Raw genomic sequence first — 23,739 nt, 5'->3', positions numbered from 1 at the left:
CAGGAAGAGGCGCTGGAGCTTGCCGACCGCGTCGTGGTGATGAGCCAGGGCCGCATCGAGCAGGTCGGCACCGCCGACGACATCTATGACAGGCCGAACTCGCCCTTCGTCTATGGCTTCATCGGCGAATCGAGCTCGCTTCCCGTCAAGGTCGAGAATGGCGAGGTCTGGCTCGCCGATCGCCCGATCGGGCTGTCGGCGCCGGAGGCCGCCAGCGGCAACGCCAGGCTGTACTTCCGCCCGCACGACGTCGAATTGCTGAGCGGCTGCTCTGGCTGCATCGCCGGCACGGTGGTCGCCAGCCGCCGCGTCGCCGGCACCCGCCGGGTGGAACTCGAGATCGGCGGCGAACGCCAGCGCGTCGAGATCGAGCTGCCCGTCGACCACCCCGCGGCCCAGAAGAGCCGGGTAGCGTTCCGCCCGGGCCGCTGGAAGCTGTTTTTTTCCGACCAGGCAGGCAGCTCATTCGCGCCGGCGGAACAGAACCCTCGCCAAAACGAGAAGACGCTTCCCCCAGATATCAGGAAGCGGCGTATGGCTGACGCAGGCCCGCTGATTTGAATTGTCCGTATGGAGGTGAGGCGGTTGCGAGCCGCCAGCCCAATGCTGGTTTGCCCAAGCAACCTCGGTTCGATCTAGCGACATGCAAAACAAGACCTAAGCGGCTCGCATGAATCCGTTTCGGCGTGCCGCGCTTCAAACAAAACGAGTGAGCTTGTCGCCAGATTGTTCGGCCCGCCACGCATTGCTCTTACTCAGGGTCAAGGGGATCGCGCAGCTTCAGCACAGACGCAAGCTACGCTCGCAAGCATGCGGCAAACGCCGGCAGCTTCAGCTTCGGTGACCAGCCTTTGGCTGTGCGCCCGGCAGACATGCGGGACCGATCGGTTCGAAAGTCTTGTAGGTCAGGATGAATTCGCGGTGCCCGAGTTGTTCGGATTTCGTCGCATGGCCATTGGCGACAGCAAGAACCAGATTGAAGATTTCGTCGCCGACATCCGACAAGGTGGCGGCCCCTTCGAGGATACGTCCGGCATCGACGTCCATGTCGCCCGACAGGCGACGGTATGTTTCGGGATTGGCGCAGATCTTTATGACCGGTGCGACCGCCGACCCCGAGACCGAACCGCGGCCGGTGACGAAGAGCGTGAGGTGACAACCGGAAGCGATGAGCTCCACGATCTCGGCATTGTCCGAGATGTTGGGGAAGCCAAAACGCACGTCCCCGTCCGGCACGACATCCATCAGGTAGAGTCCGCCGCCAGGGGGAATGTCGCCCGGCTTGATGAGGCCCGAAATCGGCGACGAGCCCGATTTGGCATAGGCACCCATCGATTTCTCCTCGATGGTGGATAGGCCGCCATCGGCATTGCCCGGAGCGAAACTGCCATAGCCTAGCGTCGCGTAGTATTGCGCTGCCTTTGCCACGGAGGCGCGCAGCTCGACGCCGAGTTCAGGCGTCACGGCACGGCTCGCCATGATCTCTTCGCAGCCGATCAGCTCGCCGGTCTCCTCGAAAATACAGGCTGCTCCCGCACGGACCAGCCGATCGAAGGCAAGGCCGGCGGCGGGGTTGCCGGTCATGCCGCTGGTGCCGTCCGACCCGCCGCAGATCGTGCCGACAATAAGTTCACTCGCATCCATTGGCACTCTCGCGACCGCGCCCAGCTCTTGCAGGCGTTGCCCGACCCATTCGATGCCGTCGGAAATCGTCGACAAAGTACCGCCGTTTTCCTGGATCGTCAGCGTGACCACCGGCCGTCCGCTTGCCTCGACGGTGCGGGCGAGCGAGAATTTGTTGAAGCTTTCGCATCCCAGTGACAGCAGCAGTACCGCGGCGACATTGGGATGCGTACACAGACGCTCCATCATCCGCTGCGCATAGGGATTGGGAAAGCAGCCTGGAAAGCCGATCAGATGCACGTCCCTGCCGCGGAAATGGGAGACAATTTCGCGACCGACATGATGCGCGCACTCTACCAGATAGGCCACGATCACAATGTTGCGGATGCCCTTGCGACCGTCCGGCCTGAGATAGCCGAGGATGGTGGACTGTTCGCCGGTCATGATCCGGTCTCCGCTATTACGTGCGTTTTGGTGTAGTCGCTCTTCAGATTGTGAATATGGACGTGCTCGCCGGGTCCGATCGACCGCGTCGCCGAGCCGATCGGGACGCCGTATTTGATGACCTTCATCCCCGGGGCGATCGGCAGCCGCGCCAGCTTGTGGCCGAGCTCCACGGCCTTGATCAGAATGCGCGACTCGCCGCCAACGATGATGGTCTCACCGGCTTCGATGCGCCGGCAGGCGACCAGCACATTGTCGTGATCGCAGAGCAGGAGCAGACGAGGATCGTCCATCGTCGGCTCACATGACGCCGAAGGTACGGAAGGCTTCGCAGGCGCTCATGCCGTCGCGGATCGCGGTTGCGACCTTGTTCTCTGTGCTGACCTTCTCGATCGCGCGCTCGATCGCTTCCTTTTCCGCCTCGCGCGGGATCACAAGCACGCCCTCGCGGTCGCCGAAGATCAGGTCGCCGGGCGTTACCAGGATGCCTTCGATCTCGATTGGGCAGCCATAGTCGATCACCTTGCCTCGCGGGCCCTGGTCCTGGGCATAGATGCCGCGCGAGAAGACCGAAAAGCCGAGCTTTTCGATTTCCCAGGAGTCGCGGATATAGCCGTTGAGGACGGCGCCGGCAGCCTTCAGCTTCTGGGCCCTGGTGGACATCAGCCCGCCCCACAGCGCGTAGCGGAAGGAGGAGCCGCTGGCGATGTAGACATCGTTCTCCGTCAGGCTGTCCAGCGCTTCCATCATGAGGCCGAACGGTTTGTTCGCGAGCGGACCGTGCGCATCCGGCGAACCGCCGGAAAACACGTCCGCCTCCAGCACCGGCATCGCGCGGCCGATGACTTTCATCTCCGGCTGCAACGGCACGATCCCGGCCGGCAGGAACTGCCGGCGGTGGCCCATTACATCGAGCACGTCGCCGACGACGGCCGTGAAGAGTTCCTTGCGGATGACTTCGAAGATCGCCTTGTCAGTATCGGTCGTCATCTGTTTTCTCCCTCGAAAAACTATGGTGTCAGAAGCCGTGCAGCGCGCCGCCGTCGACCACCAGTATATGGCCGGTCACATAGGCTGAGGCGCGTGAGGCGAGATAGGTCATGGCCCAGCCGATATCGGCGCCCTCGCCGAAACGACCCATGGGAATGCGGCTGTTGATCTTGCGCGCCCTTTCCGGATCGGCTGCGGTGGCCTGGCGTAGAAGCGCGGTGTCGATCCAGCCTGGTGCCACACCGTTGACGCGTACCCCGCTGGGCGCAAGTTCGGTCGCCAGCGCCCTCACCATGCCGACATAGGCGGATTTCGCCGCCGAATAGCCGATCACGTTGGGAATGCCGAGGAAGGAGCTCATCGAGGCGGTGAAAAGAATGCTGCCCCTTGCTTCCGTCACCTGCGGCAGGAAGGCGCGCGAGAGGGCGAAGGCGCCGCCGACATGGACGTTCAGCACCGAATTGAAAGCCTCGACGCTCATCTCGCCGAGCGGCTTCTTGACCGTGTTGCCGGCATTGTTGACGAGGATCGAGACGCGTCCGGATTTTTTTGCCACGTCGCTGGCGAAACCCGTGGCACCGGCAGTGTCGGTCACGTCGAAGACATGGCTCGTGGCGGAAGGCCCCAGCGTCTCGCAGGCGGAAGCGAGCTTCGTGGCGTTGGTGCCGACGATCGTCACCTTGGCGCCGGCTTCGACGAAACAGGTGGCGATCGCAAGGCCGAGGCCGCTTCCGCCGCCGGTCACCACCGCATGCTGCCCCTCCAGCCCGAAGATATCGTTGATGCTCATGCGTCTTCCTTCGCTTCGATCCGGACGACGATCTTGGTGAAGCCGCCCGGGTTCTTATCCCAGGCTTGCATGGCCGCACCTGCTTCCTCGATTGGCACGACGCGTGAGACGATGCGGTCGCCGGCGTCCCGACGTTGCTTCAGATAGCCGATAACATCGTGGAAATCGGCGGTCTCGGAGCCGCGCGACCCGCGGATATCCATCTCCTTGAGCAGGAAGAACTTGGTGTCGTAGGCGATCTTGTTCTTGGCGTAGCCGACATAGACGACCCGGCCGCAGGACGCCACGAGGTCGATCGCCTGCCGGAAGGTCGCTTCCGCGCCGACGGCCTCGATGACGACCTGCGGACCGTCCCCACTGGTCAGTTCCAGGACATGCGCCAGGACATCTTCGCGCGAGACATCGATGATGTCAGTGGCGCCGAGCGCCTTGGCAATGGCGAGTTTGTCGGCGCTAAGGTCCACTGCGATCACGCGTGAGCCCCGCCTTACAGCGCCGAGCAAGGCGCCGAGCCCAATAACGCCGCAGCCAAGGATGACGACGGTTTCTCCAGCCGAAAGCTCGGAGCGGCGGACGGCATGGAAACCGACGGCAAGCGGCTCGATCAGCGCGAGGTCCCGCTGGCGCATGCCCTCGACCGGAATGATCTTGCCCGCGGGAACGACGATGATCGAGGCCATCGCGCCCTCGCGCTGGACGCCCATCGTCCGGTTGTCCTTGCAGGCGTTCGGCCTGCCAAGGCGGCACGCATGGCACCTACCGCAATTGAAATAGGGAAGAATAGTCACGGACTGGCCGACCGCAAGCGCGCTGACGCCGTCGCCGAGCGCCGAGATGGTGCCGGAGATTTCATGGCCCAGGACGCGCGGGTAGGAGATCAGCGGATTGAGGCCGCGAAACGACGTCAGGTCGGAACCGCAATACCCCACATACTCCATCCGCACCGCGACTTCGCCCGGGCCCGGTTTTGGTTCGGGCAATTCGACCAGCGAGATCTTGCCGGGTTCCTCGAGGCAGACAGCTTTCATCATGGCGCTCAGGCCTCACAGATCGTGCTGTTGTCGATGGCATCCCAGTCGATCTCGACCCCGAGGCCGGGGGCTGACGGCGGCGCGGCGTAGCCGTCCTTGATCGGCAGCGGCTGCTTGAGGCCGAAGGCGAAGTTCTCCATTGGATAGAGCACTTCGAAGAAGTCGCAGTTCTTGATCGCCGCGGCGCAATGCAGGTTGACGATCTCCATCGGGTGGAAGATGGCGGTATGGATCTCGCAATTGACGCCGAAGGCTTCGGCGAGGCGGGCCGTCTTCATGACGCCCGTGACGCCGCCCGTCCAGGAAACGTCTGCCCGGACGCGATCGACGACACGCGTCGAGATGCATTCGGCGATGCTGTAAGGGTGCTTCGCAAGGACTTCTGTCCCGACGAGCGGGATTTCGAGGGTGCGGGCGAGCTCCCGCAGCGAATGAACGTCCTCGTCGTATAAAGGCTCTTCCAGCCAGTAGAAGTCGAGCCTTTCCAACTCGCGACCGAAGCGGATCGACTGCTCGAGATTGAACATCGAGACCGGATCCGACATCAGCGTGAAATCCGGCCCGACGGCGGCGCGGACCTGGCGATGGACGTCGATATCGTAGTCGAGATCGAGACCGGGTGTATGGAGCTTGTAGGCCCGCAACCCTTCGGCCCTGGCGCGCAGCGCCTCTTTCACATAGTCCTGCGGCCCCGACAGGATCATCGAGCTGCCATAGACCGGCACGCGTTCGCGGAAGGCGCCGAGATATTTGTAGAGAGGCTGCCCGGCGGCGGTGGCCGACAGCAGCCAGAGGCAGGTGTCGAATGGTCCGTAGGCATAGATCGGCAAGTGGCCCCACCAGCGGTCGGCCACCCGGAAATCGTGCCATGCCTTTTCCCGGTCGAGCGGGTCACGGCCGATGAAGAACGGACGCAGCGTGTCGGCAATCAGCCTGCCGGCGCCCGCCGCCGAACGACCGGCGAACCCGAAGGCGGTTGCCTCGAGCCCGGTGTCCGTCATCATGGTGACGGTGAGAAATTCGAACTTCGCGAAATCCCCGGTTCGAAACGCGCTGGCGGCAAAATCGCCCGGTTTGCGCTGGCAGCAGCGCACCTTCACATCCGTGATTTTCATGGAAAAACCTTCGATAAACCGATCGCAGCGGCATGTGTGGATCCGGGGGAGTCCCGGATCCAGTCATTCTCAGAAGCGGGGCAGGTCGACTTCGACACCCATCCATTTTTTCTGCAGGGCCTGCAGCTCACCTGTAGACTGGAGCATGAAGAGCTCCGTGTTCAGCCAGTGCAGGAAGTCCGGGTCGTTGCGGCGCAGGCCTATGCCCATCGGCGCCTGCGCCACGACGAACTGCTTCTTGAGGTTGGGATCGTGCTCCTCGACGGCGCGGGCAAGCGCTCCGCTGGTCACGATGCCTTCGACCTGACCTGCGAACAGCGCCTGGGACGTCGACGCGTCATCGTCATAGCGCTGGATCTGTGCGCCTTCGACGGCCTTTTTGGTCATGACGATGTCGTTCGTGCTGGCCCGCGTCACGCCGATCTTCCTGCCGGCCAGATCCTCGATCTTGGTGATCGGCTGGTCGGCGGGACCGACATAGACCTGCTGGTCGACATAGTAGGTGTTGGTGAACGCGATGGCCTTGGCGCGCTCGGCGGTGATCGAGAACGAATAGATCACGATGTCGAGCTTGCCCGAAGTCAGGTTCGGGATGCGGTTGGCTGCCGTCGTGTCGACGATGTTGACCTTGACGCCGAGATCGCGGGCGATTGCCTTTGCTACGGACACGTCATAGCCGTCGGGCTGCATGCTGCTGTCCATCAGGCCATAAGGCGGCGTTCCAAGGCCGACGCCGACATTGATGGTGCCGCGCTGCACGATGGCGTCCAGCGTGCTCTCGGCCTTTGCGGGCAATATCATCGCCAGCATCGCGGCGACCCCGACAGCAAGTCTCTTCAATAGCATGATACTTTCCTCCCTGGTGTGATGAACCGGATCTTCAGTTGGCTGCCTGCTGCAGGCGGCGCTCCAGGCGGCGGCTGGCATGGGACAGTATGGAGCAGATGCCGAAGTAGATGGCCGCGACCGTCAGATAGACGGGCAGCGGCTGGAACGTGGCGCTGGAGACGATCTGTCCTGCTCTCGTCAGTTCGATAAAGCCGACGACCGAAGCAAGCGCGGTGTTCTTGACGACCTGAACGGAGAAGCCGACCGTCGGAGGAATGGCGACGCGAAGCGCCTGCGGGATGATGACGTCGGTCATCGTGTGCCGCCAGTCAAGCGCCAGCACGAACGACGCTTCCCATTGCCCCTTGTTGATCGACTGGATCGACCCGCGCCAGATCTCGCCGAGGAACGCGCTGCTGTAGAGCGTAAATCCAAGGCCGGCCGCGTAGATCGCCGGAAGGTCATAGCCGAGATTGGCGACGCCGAAATAGGCGATGAAGAGAATGACGAGCAGAGGCGTTCCCTGGATGACATAGATATAGGCCTGTGCGATCCAGCGCATCCAGGCGAAGCGGGAGAGGCGCATGAGGGCGATAATCGATCCGCCGATGGCGCCGCCTGCAAGCGCAATTCCCGAGAGGACGACCGTCCACGTCGCACATTGCAGCAGAAACCCGACATGATGGAGGTTGAATGTCTGGAACATCGTCATCGCCCTGCAAAGCGGAAGGAGAAGAGGGCACGCTCAATCAGTGCGAAGACGCCTTTGAATGCAGCCGTCAGGACAAGGTAGATGGCCGCGACCACGAGATAGGCTTCCAGGCTTCGGAAGGTCAGGCCCTGCACATCATTGGCGACGCCGGTCAGTTCCGGGACGGAGATGACGGAAACGACGCTGGACGCCAGCATGATCAGGATGAACTGGCTGGTCAGTGCCGGGAAGATCGCTGAAATCGCCGGCAGCAGAACGACATAGCGGAAGGTGAGATACGGTGACATGCCAAGCGTGTGCGCCGCCTCTCGCTGTCCCTTGCCGATCGTCTGGATGCCGGCACGGACGATCTCGGTGATATAGGCGCCCGCGTAGAGCGTCAGGGAGAGGATGGCCGCCGTCACTTCCGAAATGCGGATGCCGACCGAGGGCAGGCCGAAATAGATGATATAGATCTGCACCAGAAACGGCGTGTTGCGGATGATCTCCACATAGGCGGCCGCGATTGAGGAGAGGATTTTCGAGCTCGAAAGTCTCATCAGGGCGCCGACGATGCCGACGCACATGCCCAGAGCCAGCGCGGCGGCCGACAGGCCGACAGTCAGCATGGCGGCGTGCACGAACAGGTCGCCGCGCGCGAATGTCCCGGAAAAATCTAGGTACCCCACACTCGTCCCCGGTCTTCAAACAAGGTTCGGTTCGATCGCTCGCGCAAGGACTTTTACCTGGCGCAAGGTGTTCTGCCGGCTTCTCTCGAGATGTCGCTGAAGCGCCGCGAGGATTTGGCTCTTCTTGCCGGCGACGATGGCATCGAGAATATCCTGGTGCTCCTCGACCGAGCGGCTGTAATCGCCTGGAATCGAGACGAAGACCGTATGCGTCTGGCCGACAATGCGGGAGTGGACCTCGGAGATCATCGGTATCCCCGCGGCGCCGACGAGCGAACTGTGGAAGGCCCGGTCATGGGAGAGCGCCTTCGCCAGATCGTCGAGCGACGACCCTTTGGCGAAGCGCCTGTGGTTTTCCAGGCTGTCTTGGAGCTTCGCCCGCAGCGCCTCATCGAGCCGTCCTGCGTCGAAGGCTGCTTCCACGGCCCCTTTCTCGAGCAGTGTCCTGGCCGCGTATAATTCCTCGACGGCTTCCTCGTTGAAGCTGCGGACCACCATGCCGCGCCGCGAGGAATTGACGAGAAGCCCGTCCGCCTCCAGCCGCAGGCAGGCTTCCTTGACAGGCGTGGGACTGATGCCCAGTTCCGCCGCCAATTCGTTAGGCAACAGGCGCTGCCCGCCTGCCAGCCTGCCGCCGACAATCCGCGAGCGCAGCTCCTGGTAGGCCTGCTCGGCCAATGTCGTCTTGATCATGCTCATGGGCCAAGCATCGGTCAGGTTCCGGTTCGGCGCAACAGAAAAATTAAAAATAGAAAATTTTTTATTTTCCGATTTCGGTCTTTCGGGTTACAAGCCAACCTCGCAACAAGGAGGAGTTCATGCACGCCAACGGCAGCGCCTTTGTGAAACTGCGCGATGCAGTGAAGATGTTCGGCGGGTTTCAGGCGCTCGATCACGTCAGCCTTGATGTGGCGAAGGGCGAAAAGATTGTCGTCTGCGGGCCGTCTGGCTCAGGCAAGTCGACCTTGATCCGCTGCATCAACGGCTTGGAAGACCTGCAGCAAGGCTCGGTGGAAATCGACGGCAAACCGCTGGTCGAGAAGTCCCACGGACGTATGGTTCCGCGCCGGGACATCGGCATGGTGTTCCAGCAGTTCAACCTCTTCCCGCATCTCAAGGTGATCGAGAACTGTACGCTGGCGCCCGTCCGCGTGCTCGGAAAATCCCGCAAGGACGCTTCGGAGAGAGCGCTGGAGATGTTGCACAAGGTACGGATCGCAGATCAGGCGGACAAGTATCCGTCCCAGCTTTCCGGCGGCCAGCAGCAGCGCGTCGCGATCGCCCGCGCGCTCTGCATGCAGCCCAAGATCATGCTCTTCGATGAACCGACCTCGGCTCTCGATCCGGAAATGGTCAAGGAAGTGCTCGACACCATGGTCTCGCTGGCATCCGAAGGCATGACGATGATCTGCGTGACGCACGAAATGGGTTTCGCCAGCCAGGTGGCCGATCGGGTCGTCTTCATGGACAAGGGCCGGATACTCGAGGAGGCCACGCCGAAGGAGTTCTTCGCAGCCCCGAAGCATCAGCGTGCACGCGAATTCCTCTCGCAGCTCCTTCATTGACAAATTCATATCCGCCAAGGGTCATAGATGAAAATCGCCTCCGTCCGCCCGTTTATTCTCCATCTTCCACTCACCTCGGACTCCATTTCGGACTCGACCCACAGCATCACCCATTGGGGTGTCGTGGGTACGAAGATCGTCACCACGGACGGGCTGGAAGGTTATGGCTTCACCGGCACGCATGCCCATCTGGCCGCCGACCGGCTGATAACGTCCTGCATCGGCGAGTGTTACGCGCCGCTTCTGGTAGGCGAAGACGCCTCGGATCATCAGCGTCTATGGACCAGGCTTGCGCGCCATCCTTCGCTTCAATGGGTCGGTCGGGCCGGCATCACGCATCTGGCGCTGGCCGCAATCGATATCGCGTTGTGGGATATGAAGGCGAAACGGGCGGGCCTGCCGCTGTGGAGTTATCTCGGCGGCGCGCGCACCGATGCCCTGGAGGCCTACAATACCGATATCGGCTGGATTTCGTTCGATCTGGACACGTTGCTGCGCGGCTCCGCGAAAGCCGTCGAGGAGGATGGATTCACACGCATCAAGATCAAGGTCGGCCATGACGACCCAAATATCGACGTCGAGCGCCTGGCGGCTGTGCGCAAACGTGTCGGATCAAGGATCCGGATCGCAATCGACGGCAACGGCAAGTGGGATCTTCCGACCTGCCAGCGGTTCTGCGCGCTGGCGCGCGACCTAGATATCTACTGGTTCGAGGAGCCGCTCTGGTATGACGATGTCGCCAGCCACGCGACGCTCGCGCGCAATACATCGATCCCGATCGCGCTCGGCGAGCAGCTCTACACGATCGACGCGTTCCGCTCCTTCGTCGATGCAGGAGCCGTCGCCTACGTCCAGCCGGACGTCACGCGGCTCGGAGGAATAACCGAATACATCCAGGTCGCGGACCTGGCACTGGCGCATCGGCTTCCCGTCGTTCCGCATGCAGGGGAGATGAGCCAGGTGCATGTGCATCTGAGCTACTGGCATCCTGCATCGACGATCCTCGAATACATCCCCTGGATCAAGGATCACTTCGAGGAGCCGATCCGCGTCGAAGGCGGCATCTACAAACGGCCCGAACGGGCCGGTGCGAGCACGACTGTCCTGGCCGAAAGCTTTGCCCGCTACGGCAAAAGCCTGGGCTAGGGCATTCCAGGAAAATCGCCCGCGGCATCAGGACGGCGCTATTCCTTCACCGCGCCGGTCATCGAGGAGACGTAGTGCTCGACGAAGAACGAATAGAGCACGACGACCGGCAGGGATCCGATCAGCGCGCCCGCCATCAGGGCACCCCATTCATAGACGTCGGAGCGTACGAGTTCGGTGAGCACCCCGACCGGCACGGTCTTGTTTTCGGACGACTGGATGAACGTCAAGGCATAGATGAACTCGTTCCATGACAGGGTGAATGCGAATATGCCCGCCGAGATCAGGCCTGGCACCGACAGGGGCAGCACGATCTTGCTCAGGATCTGCCAGCGGCTTGCCCCGTCTATGAGCGCACATTCTTCCAGTTCGAACGGGATGGAGCGGAAGTAACCCATCAGCAGCCAGGTGCAGAAGGGGATCAGGAAGGTCGGGTAGGTGAGGATGAGCGCGAAGGGTGTGTCGTAAAGCCCGAGGTTGAACACCATCACCGACAAGGGGATGAACAGTATCGAGGGCGGCACGAGATAGGCGAGGAACACCGCGAGGCCGACCTGCCGCGCCCCGGAGAACCGCAGCCGCTCGATCGCATAGGCCGCGAAAACCGACGCCAACAGCGACAGGAAAGTGGCGGCGGTCGAAATGATGATCGTGTTGAGCAGCCAGCCCGGATAGGACGTCTCGAAGAGAAGATAGCGGATGTGCTCCAATGTCGGATGCACGACCCAGAGCGGGTTGAAATTGGCATAGTCGGTCATTTCGACATTGGGCTTAACCGCTGTGATGGTCATCCAGTAGAACGGGAATAAGAGCACGATGACGAACACGAGCAGGGGGAGATAGACCGTCACCACACGGCGCGGCACGCTCTGCAAATAGCCCATGCCGCCTTCGTCAAGCTGCGGCTGTTTTGTCTTCCTGGTCGCAGCCATGTCAGTCTCCGCCCCCCTGCTGCCATTTGCGGCGCTGCAAGCCGAAATAACTGAACAGGATCGCGGCAAGGAGGAATGGGATCATGGCGACCGCGATCGCGGCGCCCTCGCCGAGCTGGCCGCCCGAAATGCCGCGCTGGAACGACAGCGTCGCCATCAGATGGGTGGCATTTACCGGTCCGCCGCGGGTCAGCACATAGATCAGCTGGAAATCCGTGAAGGTGAACAGCACCGAGAACGTCATCGTGATCGCGATGATGGGGGTGAGCAGCGGCAGCGTCACATGGCGAAACAATTGCCAGCGGCTGGCGCCGTCGAGCGTGGCGGCCTCGTAAAGCGATTGGGGGATTGTCTGCAAGCCGGCAAGCAGCGTGATGGCTACGAAAGGGATGCCGCGCCAGACATTGGCCGCGATCACCGAAGCACGCGCGTTCTCCGGATCGCCGAGGAAATTGATGCGATGGTCGATCAGGCCCATCTGCTGGAGCGCCCAGGACAGGATCGAGAACTGCGAATCGTAAATCCACCAGAAGGCGATTGCCGAGAGCACCGTCGGCACCACCCACGGCAGCAGGACAATCGCGCGGAAGAACGATTTGAAGGGAAGGTTCTGATTGAGGATAAGCGCCAGCCAAAGGCCGAGCGCGAATTTCAGGATCGAGGCGCTGACGGTGTAGAGCAGGGTATTGAAGACGGAGAGCCAGAAAACGGCGTCGCTCCACAGATATTCATAGTTCTCGATGCCGATGAAGATGCCGGGACGGCCGATGCGGGCATCGGTGAAGCCGAGCCAGACGCCGAGCCCAAGCGGATAGGTCAGGAAGACAAGCAGCAATGCCGCCGCCGGCAGCATGAAGCCGAAGCCAAGCGCGTTCCTGCTCTCGGCCAGGCGCGACAGCATCGAGGAACGCGGCTGAGCGGCGACGGACGGCACGGCCATGGGGCGGGCTCCCTGCAAGGGTCTCGTTGATCGGCCTGGCGGCCGCCCTGCGCTTCCGGAGGGTCGGATAGCGCGGGGTAGAGCCGCCAGGCTCAGCTGGCATGGATCAAACGCGATAATACCGGTTTGCGCGCTTTTCCGCCTCTTCCATTGCCTCCTGGGGCGTGGCCTGTCCCGTGACGGCCTTGGCGAACATGTCGACCAGGACATAGTCGGCCATGGTCGCCGCGGAGGCATAGCCAAGCGGCCCGGCATAGCCGTTGGGCCGTAGCGTCGCCGAAGCCTTGGCGTAAGCGGCATTGTTCGGATCGGCTGTCCACACCGGATTGTTGTCGAACGCCTTGAGCGTCTGGCAGCAGTAGCCCGCCGAGGAGGTGATCCAGTCCGGCATTTGCGGGTCCTCGAACATGAATTGCAGATAGGCTTTGGCCGCGTTGGGGTAGGGCGTGTAGTCGAAGATGACGGCTGTGGTCACCTGGAACAGTTCGACGGATTTGCCGACAGGACCGATCGGCAGGTTGGTGGTGCGTATGTCCTTGGCCATCTCCGCCAGCTTCGGATCATTGTCCTTGTTGATCTTGGCCGTGTTGTAGGCGGAAATGCCATTGGCGATCACACTGAGTTCGCCGGCCAGGAAGGCGCGATTGTTGTTGACGTCGAGCCAGCTTTCGGTACCGGGAATAAAAGTCTTGTAGAGTTCCTGCGCGTATTCGATCGCCTTGAGGGTCTCGGGGCTGTTGATCGTCACCTTGCCGCTCTCGTCGACCATCTGGCCGCCATGGCTCCACAGCAGCCAGTGCGCATAGTTGTTGCCATCGCCGACACCATGGCCGTGCGTGAAGCCGGCCGGATGCCCCTTCGCCTGCAAGGCCTTGCAAAGTTCGAGGAAGCCTTTCGTGTCCTTGGGGAACTCCGAAAAGCCGGCCTCTTTTACCCAGCTTTCCCGATAGACGATGGCATTTCCGATGGTGGCGAGTGGCAGGCCGATGAATTTGCCTTCCCGGGTAGCATATTGCTTTGGTCCGTCGTGCCAGCCGCCATATTTCGAGCCCAGATACTCGCCCAATTCCGTCACGTCGTGCAGCTTATCGGGATACTGATGCGGGTCGTCGAACCAGACGAACATCAGATCCGGACCTGAACCGACATTGGCGGCGACCGCTGCCTTGGGGCGAATGTCTTCCCAGCTTTCCTTGTCGACACGCACCTCCACGCCCGTCGCTTCGGTGAACCGCTTGGTGTTTTTCAGCCACTGGTCCTCGTCGCCCTGCACGAAAGGCGACCAGCGCAGCAGCCTGAGCTTCGCACCGTCCTCCGGCTTGTACTTCAGCCCCTCCTGGGCGAATGCCGGGGAGCCGGCGAAGCGGCTTCCCAAAACGCCGGCGGCAGCGCCGGCCGTCGTGCGGATCACGTCACGTCTGGTGAATTTCATGCTCGTTCCTCCTGTTTGTTTCTCTTGCTTTGGTCTCTACAGCTTGCTGCGCGTTTGAAGTCGCTGCCCGGTTTCGCCGTGGAAGAGATGAATGAGCCCGGGTTCGGCGGTGAGCCGGATGGTTTCGCCCGGCGTGAAGGAATGACGTTCCCGGAAGTTGGCCACGATCTCTTCACCGCCGGCTGTCCGGCCGATGAGCTGTACCTCCGACCCGGTCGGCTCGATCACCGCGATGGTGACCGCAATGCCTTGGTCGGACAGCCGCAAATGCTCGGGCCGTATGCCCAGCACCACCGGCTCGCCGCCTTTGACGGACGATGCTGCGTCCAACGGCACGGAAATTCCGCCCGCGCCCCGAAAGGACGGCGATCCGTCCATCGCGATTTCGCCCCGCAGCAAATTCATGGCGGGGGAGCCGATGAAACTGGCGACGAAGAGATTGTCCGGCCTGTCGTAGAGTTCCAGCGGCGGCCCGATCTGCTCGACGATGCCGTCATGCATGACCACGATCTTGTCCGCCATGGTCATGGCTTCGATCTGGTCGTGGGTAACATAGACCGTCGTGGTTTTCAGGCGCTGGTGCAGTTCCTTGATCTCGGCGCGCATCTGCACCCTGAGCTTGGCGTCAAGATTGGACAGCGGTTCGTCGAACAGGAAAACCGCCGGATCGCGCACGATCGCCCGCCCCATGGCAACCCGCTGGCGCTGTCCGCCGGAAAGCTGGCGGGGATAGCGCGCCAACAGCGGCACGAGCCCCAGAATTTCCGCAGCGCGCTGAACGCCGACGCCGCTCTCAGCCTTCGAAACGCCCTTGAGCATGAGCGAGAATGCCATGTTCTCGGCGACGGTCATATGCGGGTAGAGCGCATAGTTCTGGAAGACCATAGCGACGTCGCGTTCCTTCGGCGCAACGTTGTTGACGACACGTTCGCCAATCGCAATCTGGCCCCGCGAAATCTTTTCCAGGCCCGCGATCATCCTGAGCAGGGTTGATTTTCCGCAACCCGACGGCCCGACCAGCGTGACGAATTCGCCATCGTCGATGTCCACGCTGACGCCGTGCAGAACCTCGACGGTCCCGAATGATTTGTGAACCTCGCTAATCGCGACAGACGCCATCGATCCTCCTCCCGAACGATTCCCGCGACGTCTCTTCGAAGGAACCGCTGACCTCTCCCGGCGACGGCCCTCCAACCTTCATGTGGTCACGCGATACGGAGACGGTAGCGCTACCAAACCTGCCTGTAAAGCAGGCGCTTCGATAAACATCCAGGCTGCATTCCCGGTTGCTCACTGGACTGCCCACCACATGGCTGGAGACAGCAGGGAGATCGGCCACGGGATGAATATCAACCACTTGCACCGTCCGCCGGCCTGGGCAGCCGCGCATGGAATTCGCCGACGATGCCGCGCCGGAAGACGAGCACGCAGACCATGAATATCAGGCCGGTGGCGATGGTCACCGGAAAGCCTGAGGTGGCGAGTGTGTTTTCAAGGCCGACGACGAAGCCGGCGCCGACGACCGGCCCGACCATGGTACCGATGCCGCCAAGCAGCGACATCAGGATCACCTCGCCCGACATCTGCCATGTCACGTCGGTGAGCGTCGCGAACTGGAACACGATTGCCTTGACCGCGCCGGCAAGCCCGGCTAGCGCGGCCGACATCACGAAAGCGGCGAGTTTATACCTGGCGACGGAATAGCCGAGCGAGATGGCGCGGTTCTCGTTCTCGCGGATCGAGCGCAGGATCATGCCGAACGGCGAGTTGACGATCCGCCAAATGGCGAAGACGCCGATCAGGAAGATGGCCAATACGACATAGTACATGTTGACCGTAGCGTTCAAATCGATGATGCCGAAGAGGTTGCCGCGCGGAACGCCCTGGATGCCATCCTCGCCTTGCGTGAACGGTGCCTGCACGCAGAAGAAGAAGAACATCTGCGCCAGCGCCAGCGTGATCATGGCGAAATAGATGCCTTGCCGGCGGATGGCGAAGAAGCCCATGACCAGCCCGAGCAGGGCCGCGCCGGCGGTACCCAGCAGAATGCCTGCCTCCGGCGGCCAGCCCCATACCTTGACGGCATGCGCGCAGAAATAGGCGGCGCCGCCGAAGAAGGTCGCGTGGCCGAAGGACAACAGGCCGGTGTAGCCGAGCAACAGGTTGAAGGCGCAGGCAAACAGCGCAAAGCACAGCATCTTCATAAGGAAGAACGGGTAGACGAAGAACGGCGCGGCGATGAGCGCCAATACCGCCAGCGCCACCAGCGCGCGTTCCAGCCGCACGGAGGCCGCGGCGCGCTTTTCGTGAAGCGTCAGCTCACTCATCTCAGGCGTCCCTTCCGAACAGGCCGGCCGGCCGCAGTAGAAGCACGATCGCCATGATGACGAAGACGACAAGGTTCGACGCCTCGGGATAGAACACCTTGGTTAGGCCCTCGGCGAGGCCGAGCATGTAGCCGGTGACGATGGCGCCCAGGATCGAGCCCATGCCGCCGACCACGACGACGGCGAAGACGACGATGATCAGATCCGACCCCATCAGCGGACTGACCTGGTAGACGGGAGCCGCCAGGATCCCGGCAAGACCGGCAAGTGCCGCACCCAGTCCATAGGTGAGTGTCAAAAGCAGTGGCACGTTGACGCCGAAAGCCTGGACCAGTTCTGGATTTTCGGTCGCGGCGCGCAGATAGGAGCCAAGCCTGGTCTTCTCGATCAAAAGCCATGTGCCCAGGCAGACGAGAAGCGATGCCAGCACCACCCAGCCGCGATAGTTGGGCAGGAACATGAAGCCGAGATTGGTGCCGCCCGCAAGTAGCGCCGGCACCGCATAGGGATTTCCCGAGACGCCGTAATAATAACGGAAGACGCCCTCGATGACCAAGGCCAGGCCGAAAGTGAAGAGCAGGCCGTAGAGAGGGTCGAGCTGGTAGAGCCGCGAGAGCGCTGCACGCTCGACCGCAATGCCGAACAGCCCGACGGCGAGCGGCACCAGGATCAGCGCCGGCCAATAGCCGATGCCGAGATGGACAAGCAGCAGATAACCGATGAAGGCGCCCAGCATGTAGAGCGCGCCGTGGGCGAAATTGATGATGCGCAGCAGGCCGAAGATGACGGCGAGGCCAAGGCTCAGCATCGCATAGAAGGAACCGTTGATCAGCCCGACCAGCAGCTGCCCGAGAAAGGCCTGGATGGGGATGCCGAAGATCATCGTCATGGCGCGATCATACTCCGAGCACCTCGTGAAGTTGAGCGTCGTGGGCGGCCAGTTCGCCGACCGGAAACCCGCTCAGCACCTTGCCGTGCTCCATCAGGTAGAAGCGGTCGGCAATGCGGGCGGCGAAACGGAAATTCTGCTCCACGAGCAGGATCGTCATGCCGCGCTTTTTCAACGTCGCAAGCAATTCGCCGATGCGCTGGACGATGACCGGCGCCAGGCCTTCGGTCGGCTCGTCGAGGAGCAGCATCCGGACACCCGTCCTCAGGATGCGGGCGATCGCCAGCATCTGCTGCTCGCCGCCGGATAGCCTGGTGCCCGGGCTGTTGCGGCGCTCCTTCAGGTTGGGAAAGAGCTCGAAGATCTCCTCGACGCTCATGCCGCCCTTGGCCACCACCGGCGGCAGGATCAGGTTCTCGTCGACTGTCAGCGTGGCGAAAATGCCGCGCTCCTCGGGAACGAAACCGATGCCTTGGTGGGCGACACGGTGCAAGGGCAGGCCGATCAAGTCGTTGCCGTTGAAGACGACACTGCCGGTGCGCTTGCGGATCAGCCCCATGATGGCGCGCAGCGTCGTGGTCTTGCCGACGCCGTTGCGGCCAAGCAGCGTCACGGTTTCGCCGCGGAACACATCGAGGTCGACGCCGTGCAGCGCGTGGCCCTCGCCGTACCAGGCATGGAGATCGCGCACGGCAAGCAGCGGCTCACTCATGCTCGGTTCCCATATAGGCTATCCGGACGCGTTCATCCTGGCTGACCGTCGGATAGTCGCCCGCGGCGAGCACCTTGCCGCGCTGCATCACGGTGATCCAGTCGCAAAGATCGGCAACGACGGTCAGATTGTGCTCCACCATGAGCACGGCCCGATCGCGGGCCAAGGCGCGGATGATCCCGGAGATCATGCTGACATCCTCGTGCCCCATGCCGGCCATCGGCTCGTCGAGCAGCAGCACCTTTGGATCGAGCGCCAGCGTGGTGGCGATCTCGAGCACGCGCTTGCGGCCATAGGAGAGATCGCCGGCGAGCCGGTGCGCCGCGTCGTCGAGGCCGACCGTGCCGAGAAGCTCGCGCGCCCGCGGCGTCAGTTGGTCGAGCGCCGAAAGCGGGCGCCAGAACTGGAAACCCAGCCCGCCTGGCCGCTGCAGCGCGACGCGCACATTGTCGAGCACGCTCAGATGCGGAAAGATCGCCGATATCTGGAACGAGCGCACGAGGCCCATCCGCGCCACCTTGGCCGGCGGTGTCCGGGTTATGTCGGTGCCGAGCAGTTCAATCGTGCCGCTGGTCGGCTGCAGGAACTTGGTCAAAAGATTGAAGATCGTGGTCTTGCCGGCGCCGTTGGGTCCGATCAAGGCGTGAATCCTGCCGTGATGAACGTTGAGATCGACATCCTTCACCGCAACGAACCCGGCGAAATCGCGCCTGAGGCCGCGGGCGGAAAGCACCACCCGCGGCACGGCTCCATCGCCGTCAGGCCTGACGGCCGCGGCGGTTGCCGTCGTCACTTGCTGACGAGCGGGCAGCCGCTATCCGTGGCCTTCATGAAGGCCTGGTCGCCCGGAATGGTTGCAAGATAGGTGTAGTAGTCCCAATCCTTCTTGCTCTCCTCGGGCTTCTTGACCTGATAGAGGTACATGTCGTGCACCATGGAGCCGTCGGCCTGCACCTTGCCGTTGGCGGTAAAGACGTCATTGACCGGCATCGAATGCAATTCCTTGGCCACCGCTTCGGTTTCGTCGGTGCCGGCCTTGTCGATGGCCTTGAGATACTGCGACACCGCCGAATACGTCCCGGCCTGGATCATGTTCGGCATCCTGCCGGTGCGTTTGAAGAAGCGGTTGGCGAACTCGCGGCTCTTGTCGTCGCGATCCCAGTAATAGCCTTCGGTCAGCACGACGCCCTGGGCCGCCTGCAAGCCAAGGCCATGCACTTCGGCCAGCGTGAACAGAAGTGCCGCGAGCCGCTGGCCGCCGGCGACGATGCCGAATTCGGCCGCCTGCTTGATCGAGTTGGAAGTGTCGAGACCGGCATTGGCAAGGCCGACGATCTTGGCGCCGGAGGATTGCGCCTGCAGCAGGAAGGATGAGTAGTCGGTCGAGCCGAGCGGATAGCGCACTTCACCAAGCACCTTGCCGCCGCGATCCTTGACGAGCTTGGCGGTCTGCTCCTCGAGCGAATAGCCGAAGGCGTAGTCGACGGTGATGAAATACCAGCTGTCGCCGCCTTGCTGCACCAGGGCACCGCCTGTGCCGACGGCCTGGGAATGGGTGTCGTAGGCCCAATGGAAACCATAGGGCGAGCACTGCTTGCCGGTCAGGTCGGTCGCAGCCGCGCCGGTGACGATGTCGATCTTCTTCTTTTCCTTGGAAAGTCCCTGCACGGCGAGCGCCACCGAGGAGGTGGTCAGTTCCATTATGGCATCGACCTGCTCGGTGTCGTACCACTGGCGCGCTATGTTGGAGGCGATGTCCGGCTTGTTCTGGTGGTCGGCGCTGATGACCTCGATAGGCGCATTCTGGACCTTGCCGCCGAAATCCTCGACAGCCATCTTGGCCGCCTCGACGGACCATTTGCCGCCGAAATCGGCATAGACACCCGACTGGTCGTTGAGGATGCCGATCTTGACCTTGCCGTCGGAAATTTCGGCTGCCGCCGCTGGCATCGCGGTACCCACAAGCAGCGCGGCTGAGATGAGATAGGATGCTTTCACTGGTATTTCCTCCCTTGTGGCCACTGTCGAAAACGCCCATTGCGGCCCTGTGACGGCTTCGAGTGTACCGTCTGGTCCCGCGTGAAGAATACGTCCTGTGCTCGCCACAGTTCCAAATTGCCCGGACACATGGTCACAAGCGCACATTCGGAATGCACAGAGATTCGTAACATCGACATCGAACGTCGAGAACCACTATTTTCGTATCAGGCGCACCGGTAGCGGTGTCCGCTGCTGGCTAGGACTTGTCGCGCGCTATCAGCACGATCTTTGCCGGATCGAAATCGACCGCGACGACGCTGCCTTCCGGCAGGGCGGGTGTGACGACCGGCGACGTCGCAAACAGCTCGACCGCCGGATCGTTTATCGCGACGCGGTATTCCATGTGGTCGCCGAGATAAGAACTCTTGACCACGCGCCCTCTCATCCCGCCGGCTGCCGGCTGGCCGGCGACGAGGCGCACGGCATTCGGCCGGACGGCCAGCACCGCCGGCCCCGCCGCGATGCCGCGATGCCGCATGTCGAGCCGCAGCGGCCCGACCTTTACCTCGGCATTCGTCCCATTGCTGGCGAGAACCTCGACATCGAGCAGGTTGGCGTCGCCCATGAAATCGGCGATGAAAGAGTTCCTGGGTTCGTTGTAGAGGTCGCGCGGGGTTCCGTCCTGGGCGACGCGGGCAGCGTTCATGACGATGATGCGATCGGACACGGCCAGCGCCTCCTCCTGGTCATGCGTCACATAGACCACGGCCAGCGCGAGGTCCTGCTGAAGACCGCGGATCTCATCGCGTACGCGCCGGCGCAGCTTGGCATCGAGATTGGACAGCGGCTCGTCGAACAAAAGCACCTTCGGCTCCAGCACGATGGCGCGCGCCACGGCCACGCGCTGCTGCTGGCCGCCCGAAAGTTCGCTCGGCTGGCGCTTCTCGTAGCCGGACAGGCCGACCTGTGCCAGCTTCTCGGCGGCGCGCCCTGCGGCCTCAACCTTGCCGAGCCCCGTCGCCCGCAGGCCGTAGCCGACATTTTCCATGACGTTCATGTGCGGGAACAGCGCATAGGACTGGAAGACCATGCTGACGTCGCGCTCTGCGGCTGACAGCAAGGTGACGTCCTTGCCGTCGATTACGATGCGCCCGTGGCTTGCGTGCTCAAGCCCGGCAATCAGCCTGAGCGTCGTCGTCTTGCCGCAGCCGGAGGGTCCCAGCAGCGTCACCAGGCTGGCCGGTGCGATGTCGAAGCTGACATTGTCGACGGCAGTGACGGCGCCGTATTTCTTCGTGACGCCCTCGAAACGCACTGCCGGTCTGTCCACCACGCCGGGGGCAGCGTTCTTCGCCGTTTGATCCATACGCTTCTCCGATCAGATTGGTGCCACGACGGCTTGCGCTTCGGCCCGGCGCCGGCCAAGCCGGCGTTCCCCGACCAGCAGCTGGATGCCGATCAGAATGGTCATCATGACGACGATCAGCACCGCCGAATAGACGATGGCGATGCCGTATTCGCCGACATCGGCTCGCCCGACAATATAGACGGTGGCGAGATTGAAGCGGCCGGTCGCCAGGAAGATGACGGCGCTGACCGCTGTGACCGCACGCACGAAACTGTAGATCATCGCGGTCACGATAGCCGGCTTCAGGATCGGCAGGATCACCCGCCGCAAGGTGGCGAAGGAACGCGCCCCCAGTGTCAGCGATGCCTCGTCCAGGCTCTTGTCGATCTGCCCAAGATTGGCGAGGCCCGCACGGATCGCAACCGGCATGTTGCGGAAGATGAACGAGATGACGATGATCAGTCCGGTGCCGGTCAGTTGCACCGGCGGCACGTTGAAGGCGAGGATATAGCTGACGCCGACGACGGTGCCGGGAATGGCAAAGCTCATCATGGCGAGGAATTCGAACATCGTGCGCCCGGCGAAATGCTGCCGGTCGAGCAGATAGGCGGTCAGGATGCCGAGCGCGGCGGTGAACGGCATCGCCACCAGCGCAAGGCCGATGGTCATCAGCAGCGACGGCCAGGCCGACCCGCTCAGGAACCAGCCATTGACGCCTTTCTCGACGGAGAAAGCGGTGAGGAAATATTCGAGCGTCGGCGTGTTGTCGCGGCCGATCGATTGCACGAAGCCGCCGCCCAGGATGATGCCATAGACCACGACGGTCAGAAGCAACCAGGGAACGACGGCGGCGTAGCAGCCGATGCGCAAGCCCTTGGGCAGCGTGGCCGGCACACCGCCATCGCCCTTGCCCGCGACGGTGACGTAGCTGCGGCTGCCGATCCAGCGGCGCTGGATGACGAAAGCGGCGAGCGTGAATCCCAGAAGCACGATCGCCAGCACCGCCGCACGGCCTTGATCATGCGCAGCGCCCACCACCGCAAAGAAGATGTCCGTCGACAGCACGTTGAAGTTGCCGCCCAGCACCAGCGGGTTGGCAAAGTCGGCCATGCTCTCGATGAACGAGATCAGGAAGGCGCTGGCCAGCCCCGGGCGGATCAGCGGCCAGGTGATTGTGCTGAAAGTGCGCCAACGGCTGGCGCGCAAGGTCTGCGAGGCCTCCTCCATGCTCGGGCTGACGCCCTGCAGCACGCCGGCCAGGACCAGGAAAGCGATCGGCGTGAAGGCCAGCACTTGCGCGATGGTGATCCCGGCCATGCCGTAGATCCAGCGGCTGCGCGGAATACCGAGATGTTCGGACAAAAGATTGGTGACGATGCCGGCCCGACCGAACAACAGGATCAGCGCCAGGCCGATGACGAAAGGGGGCGTGATGATCGGCAGGATGGAGAGGTCGCGCAGCAGCCATTTGGCAGGCAGCCTGGTGCGCAACGCAATCAGCGCCAGCGCCAGGCCTAGCGCCGTGCAGAAGAAACCCACCAGCACCGCGATCGCCACCGTATTCCACGCCACGCCGCAGGAACCGTCGTCGTAGAGGCAGCGCAGGCTCCAGATGTTGGCACTGAACAGCTTTTCGGCAAACAGAGCCGGCACGATATTGCCGTCATTGTCCTCGATGGCGGAAGCGAGGATCGACAACAGCGGATAAGCCACGAACAGGATCAGCGAAGCGATCACGATCAGCAGCGAGCCGACGACAAAACGGTCGCCCTTGCACCAGCCACGCGCGGCCAGCGCCTCGGCGATGAACATCAGCATCGTCACCGCGTACAGCACGGCACCCCAGCCGAGACCCGGCTGCACCGGCCCCGGCGTACTGGCGAGATGCCCGAGCCAGGCAAATCCCCAACCCGAATGGATGATGGAAAAACCCTCGATCGCCAGCCAGGCGAGACCGGCAGCGCCCGCCGTCGCCAGGCCGGGGAGGTTCCGGCGCGCGACGAGCCAGCTTGCCAGGAGAAGTGGCAGGATCAAGGGAAGCAGCCAGAGCCGACCGTTCAGCGACAGCAGGATGGCTGGTGCCGCCTCTGCCGGACGCGCCAGCCAGTCAAAGGAAAGCAAGCCGCCTTCGACTTGGTACCATGGCAGCACAATGAAGCTCGCCCATGCCAGCGCCAGCCATCCGGCGGCACTGCGCCCCGGGAGGTCATTGGCCATGGGATAGGGCGAAGCCCGTGCCATTCGACATCTTCCTTTGGTATGGTCGG

At 62.6% G+C, this 23,739-nt stretch carries 24 protein-coding genes; 3 read left to right on the top strand and 21 right to left on the bottom strand.

The genetic code is table 11. The features are described 5' to 3' along the window. Positions 1–561 (top strand): TOBE-like domain-containing protein (locus tag FJ942_RS24545; RefSeq protein ID WP_181170026.1); only part of this gene is annotated, 561 nt, incomplete at its 5' end. A gap of 270 nt (positions 562–831) precedes the next feature. Here FJ942_RS24545 and FJ942_RS24540 read toward each other — a convergent pair. The 10 genes from FJ942_RS24540 to FJ942_RS24495 form a co-directional block, all read right to left on the bottom strand. Then, on the bottom strand, positions 832–2,067 hold the full coding sequence (locus FJ942_RS24540; RefSeq protein ID WP_140899229.1) for a UxaA family hydrolase: 1,236 nt from the start codon (positions 2,065–2,067) through the stop codon (positions 832–834). Continuing rightward, the gene (locus FJ942_RS24535; protein ID WP_140498421.1) at positions 2,064–2,360 is read right to left on the bottom strand and encodes a UxaA family hydrolase; all 297 of its coding nucleotides are present in this window, start codon (positions 2,358–2,360) and stop codon (positions 2,064–2,066) included. Before FJ942_RS24535 ends, FJ942_RS24540 begins: the two co-directional genes overlap by 4 nt. A 7-nt stretch (positions 2,361–2,367) precedes the next feature. Further along, positions 2,368–3,057: an RraA family protein gene (locus FJ942_RS24530; protein ID WP_140498420.1), complete on the bottom strand. Its 690-nt coding sequence runs from the start codon at positions 3,055–3,057 to the stop codon at positions 2,368–2,370. Positions 3,058–3,085: 28 nt separating this feature from the next. After that, a complete protein-coding gene (locus tag FJ942_RS24525; protein ID WP_140672739.1) occupies positions 3,086–3,847 on the bottom strand; it encodes an SDR family oxidoreductase in 762 nt (253 codons plus the stop codon). After that, complete coding sequence (locus FJ942_RS24520; protein ID WP_140899227.1) at positions 3,844–4,878, bottom strand: zinc-binding alcohol dehydrogenase family protein; 1,035 nt, start codon at positions 4,876–4,878, stop codon at positions 3,844–3,846. The genes FJ942_RS24525 and FJ942_RS24520 overlap by 4 nt, the downstream gene beginning before the upstream one ends. Before the next feature lie 5 nt (positions 4,879–4,883). Continuing rightward, positions 4,884–5,993 carry an enolase C-terminal domain-like protein gene (locus FJ942_RS24515; protein ID WP_140514980.1) on the bottom strand — a complete coding sequence of 370 codons (1,110 nt, stop codon included), beginning with the start codon at positions 5,991–5,993 and terminating at the stop codon, positions 4,884–4,886. A gap of 69 nt (positions 5,994–6,062) precedes the next feature. Further along, the gene (locus FJ942_RS24510; protein WP_181165309.1) at positions 6,063–6,839 is read right to left on the bottom strand and encodes a transporter substrate-binding domain-containing protein; all 777 of its coding nucleotides are present in this window, start codon (positions 6,837–6,839) and stop codon (positions 6,063–6,065) included. Between the two features lie 34 nt (positions 6,840–6,873). Beyond that, entirely contained in the window at positions 6,874–7,527 is a 654-nt protein-coding gene (locus FJ942_RS24505) for an amino acid ABC transporter permease (protein ID WP_140581266.1), read from the bottom strand. A gap of 2 nt (positions 7,528–7,529) precedes the next feature. After that, entirely contained in the window at positions 7,530–8,201 is a 672-nt protein-coding gene (locus FJ942_RS24500) for an amino acid ABC transporter permease (protein ID WP_140581263.1), read from the bottom strand. 15 nt (positions 8,202–8,216) lie between these two features. Further along, entirely contained in the window at positions 8,217–8,900 is a 684-nt protein-coding gene (locus FJ942_RS24495; RefSeq protein WP_140581261.1) for a GntR family transcriptional regulator, read from the bottom strand. A gap of 119 nt (positions 8,901–9,019) precedes the next feature. On the opposite strand from FJ942_RS24495, the gene FJ942_RS24490 reads away from it, so the two are divergent. Both FJ942_RS24490 and FJ942_RS24485 read left to right on the top strand, forming a co-directional pair. Beyond that, positions 9,020–9,766, top strand: a complete 747-nt coding sequence (locus tag FJ942_RS24490) for an amino acid ABC transporter ATP-binding protein (RefSeq protein ID WP_140899225.1) — start codon at positions 9,020–9,022, stop codon at positions 9,764–9,766. 27 nt (positions 9,767–9,793) lie between these two features. Further along, a complete protein-coding gene (locus tag FJ942_RS24485) occupies positions 9,794–10,912 on the top strand; it encodes a mandelate racemase/muconate lactonizing enzyme family protein (RefSeq protein ID WP_140899223.1) in 1,119 nt (372 codons plus the stop codon). Between the two features lie 38 nt (positions 10,913–10,950). On the opposite strand, the gene FJ942_RS24480 is transcribed toward FJ942_RS24485, so the two are convergent. The 11 genes from FJ942_RS24480 to FJ942_RS24430 all read right to left on the bottom strand — a co-directional run bounded on the left by FJ942_RS24480 (position 10,951) and on the right by FJ942_RS24430 (position 23,713). Continuing rightward, positions 10,951–11,844, bottom strand: a complete 894-nt coding sequence (locus FJ942_RS24480) for a carbohydrate ABC transporter permease (RefSeq protein WP_140581255.1) — start codon at positions 11,842–11,844, stop codon at positions 10,951–10,953. Position 11,845: 1 nt separating this feature from the next. Next, positions 11,846–12,784, bottom strand: coding sequence for a sugar ABC transporter permease (locus FJ942_RS24475; protein WP_140498409.1), 939 nt, complete (start codon positions 12,782–12,784; stop codon positions 11,846–11,848). Positions 12,785–12,890: 106 nt separating this feature from the next. After that, complete coding sequence (locus FJ942_RS24470; RefSeq protein ID WP_140498408.1) at positions 12,891–14,216, bottom strand: ABC transporter substrate-binding protein; 1,326 nt, start codon at positions 14,214–14,216, stop codon at positions 12,891–12,893. Between the two features lie 36 nt (positions 14,217–14,252). Further along, positions 14,253–15,335, bottom strand: a complete 1,083-nt coding sequence (gene ugpC, locus FJ942_RS24465; RefSeq protein ID WP_140899221.1) for a sn-glycerol-3-phosphate ABC transporter ATP-binding protein UgpC — start codon at positions 15,333–15,335, stop codon at positions 14,253–14,255. A 230-nt stretch (positions 15,336–15,565) separates the two neighbouring features. Beyond that, positions 15,566–16,543, bottom strand: coding sequence for a branched-chain amino acid ABC transporter permease (locus tag FJ942_RS24460; protein WP_140665561.1), 978 nt, complete (start codon positions 16,541–16,543; stop codon positions 15,566–15,568). A 1-nt stretch (position 16,544) separates the two neighbouring features. Then, positions 16,545–17,432, bottom strand: coding sequence for a branched-chain amino acid ABC transporter permease (locus FJ942_RS24455; protein ID WP_140514993.1), 888 nt, complete (start codon positions 17,430–17,432; stop codon positions 16,545–16,547). Between the two features lie 7 nt (positions 17,433–17,439). Further along, the gene (locus tag FJ942_RS24450; protein WP_140552372.1) at positions 17,440–18,144 is read right to left on the bottom strand and encodes an ABC transporter ATP-binding protein; all 705 of its coding nucleotides are present in this window, start codon (positions 18,142–18,144) and stop codon (positions 17,440–17,442) included. Further along, positions 18,137–18,937, bottom strand: a complete 801-nt coding sequence (locus FJ942_RS24445) for an ABC transporter ATP-binding protein (protein ID WP_181170023.1) — start codon at positions 18,935–18,937, stop codon at positions 18,137–18,139. The genes FJ942_RS24450 and FJ942_RS24445 overlap by 8 nt, the downstream gene beginning before the upstream one ends. Further along, the gene (locus FJ942_RS24440) at positions 18,934–20,142 is read right to left on the bottom strand and encodes an ABC transporter substrate-binding protein (protein WP_140498402.1); all 1,209 of its coding nucleotides are present in this window, start codon (positions 20,140–20,142) and stop codon (positions 18,934–18,936) included. Before FJ942_RS24440 ends, FJ942_RS24445 begins: the two co-directional genes overlap by 4 nt. A gap of 238 nt (positions 20,143–20,380) precedes the next feature. Next, positions 20,381–21,490 (bottom strand): ABC transporter ATP-binding protein, encoded by a 1,110-nt coding sequence (locus tag FJ942_RS24435; protein ID WP_140899219.1) that lies wholly within the window; start codon positions 21,488–21,490, stop codon positions 20,381–20,383. A 12-nt stretch (positions 21,491–21,502) separates the two neighbouring features. Then, positions 21,503–23,713, bottom strand: coding sequence for an iron ABC transporter permease (locus FJ942_RS24430; RefSeq protein WP_246679891.1), 2,211 nt, complete (start codon positions 23,711–23,713; stop codon positions 21,503–21,505). Positions 23,714–23,739 lie beyond the last annotated feature (26 nt).

The sequence above is a fragment of the Mesorhizobium sp. B2-4-2 genome, from assembly GCF_006442845.1.
Taxonomy (GTDB): domain Bacteria; phylum Pseudomonadota; class Alphaproteobacteria; order Rhizobiales; family Rhizobiaceae; genus Mesorhizobium.
The sequence above is the reverse complement of the archived record's forward strand: the minus strand, read 5'-3'. Positions and strand labels throughout refer to the sequence as shown.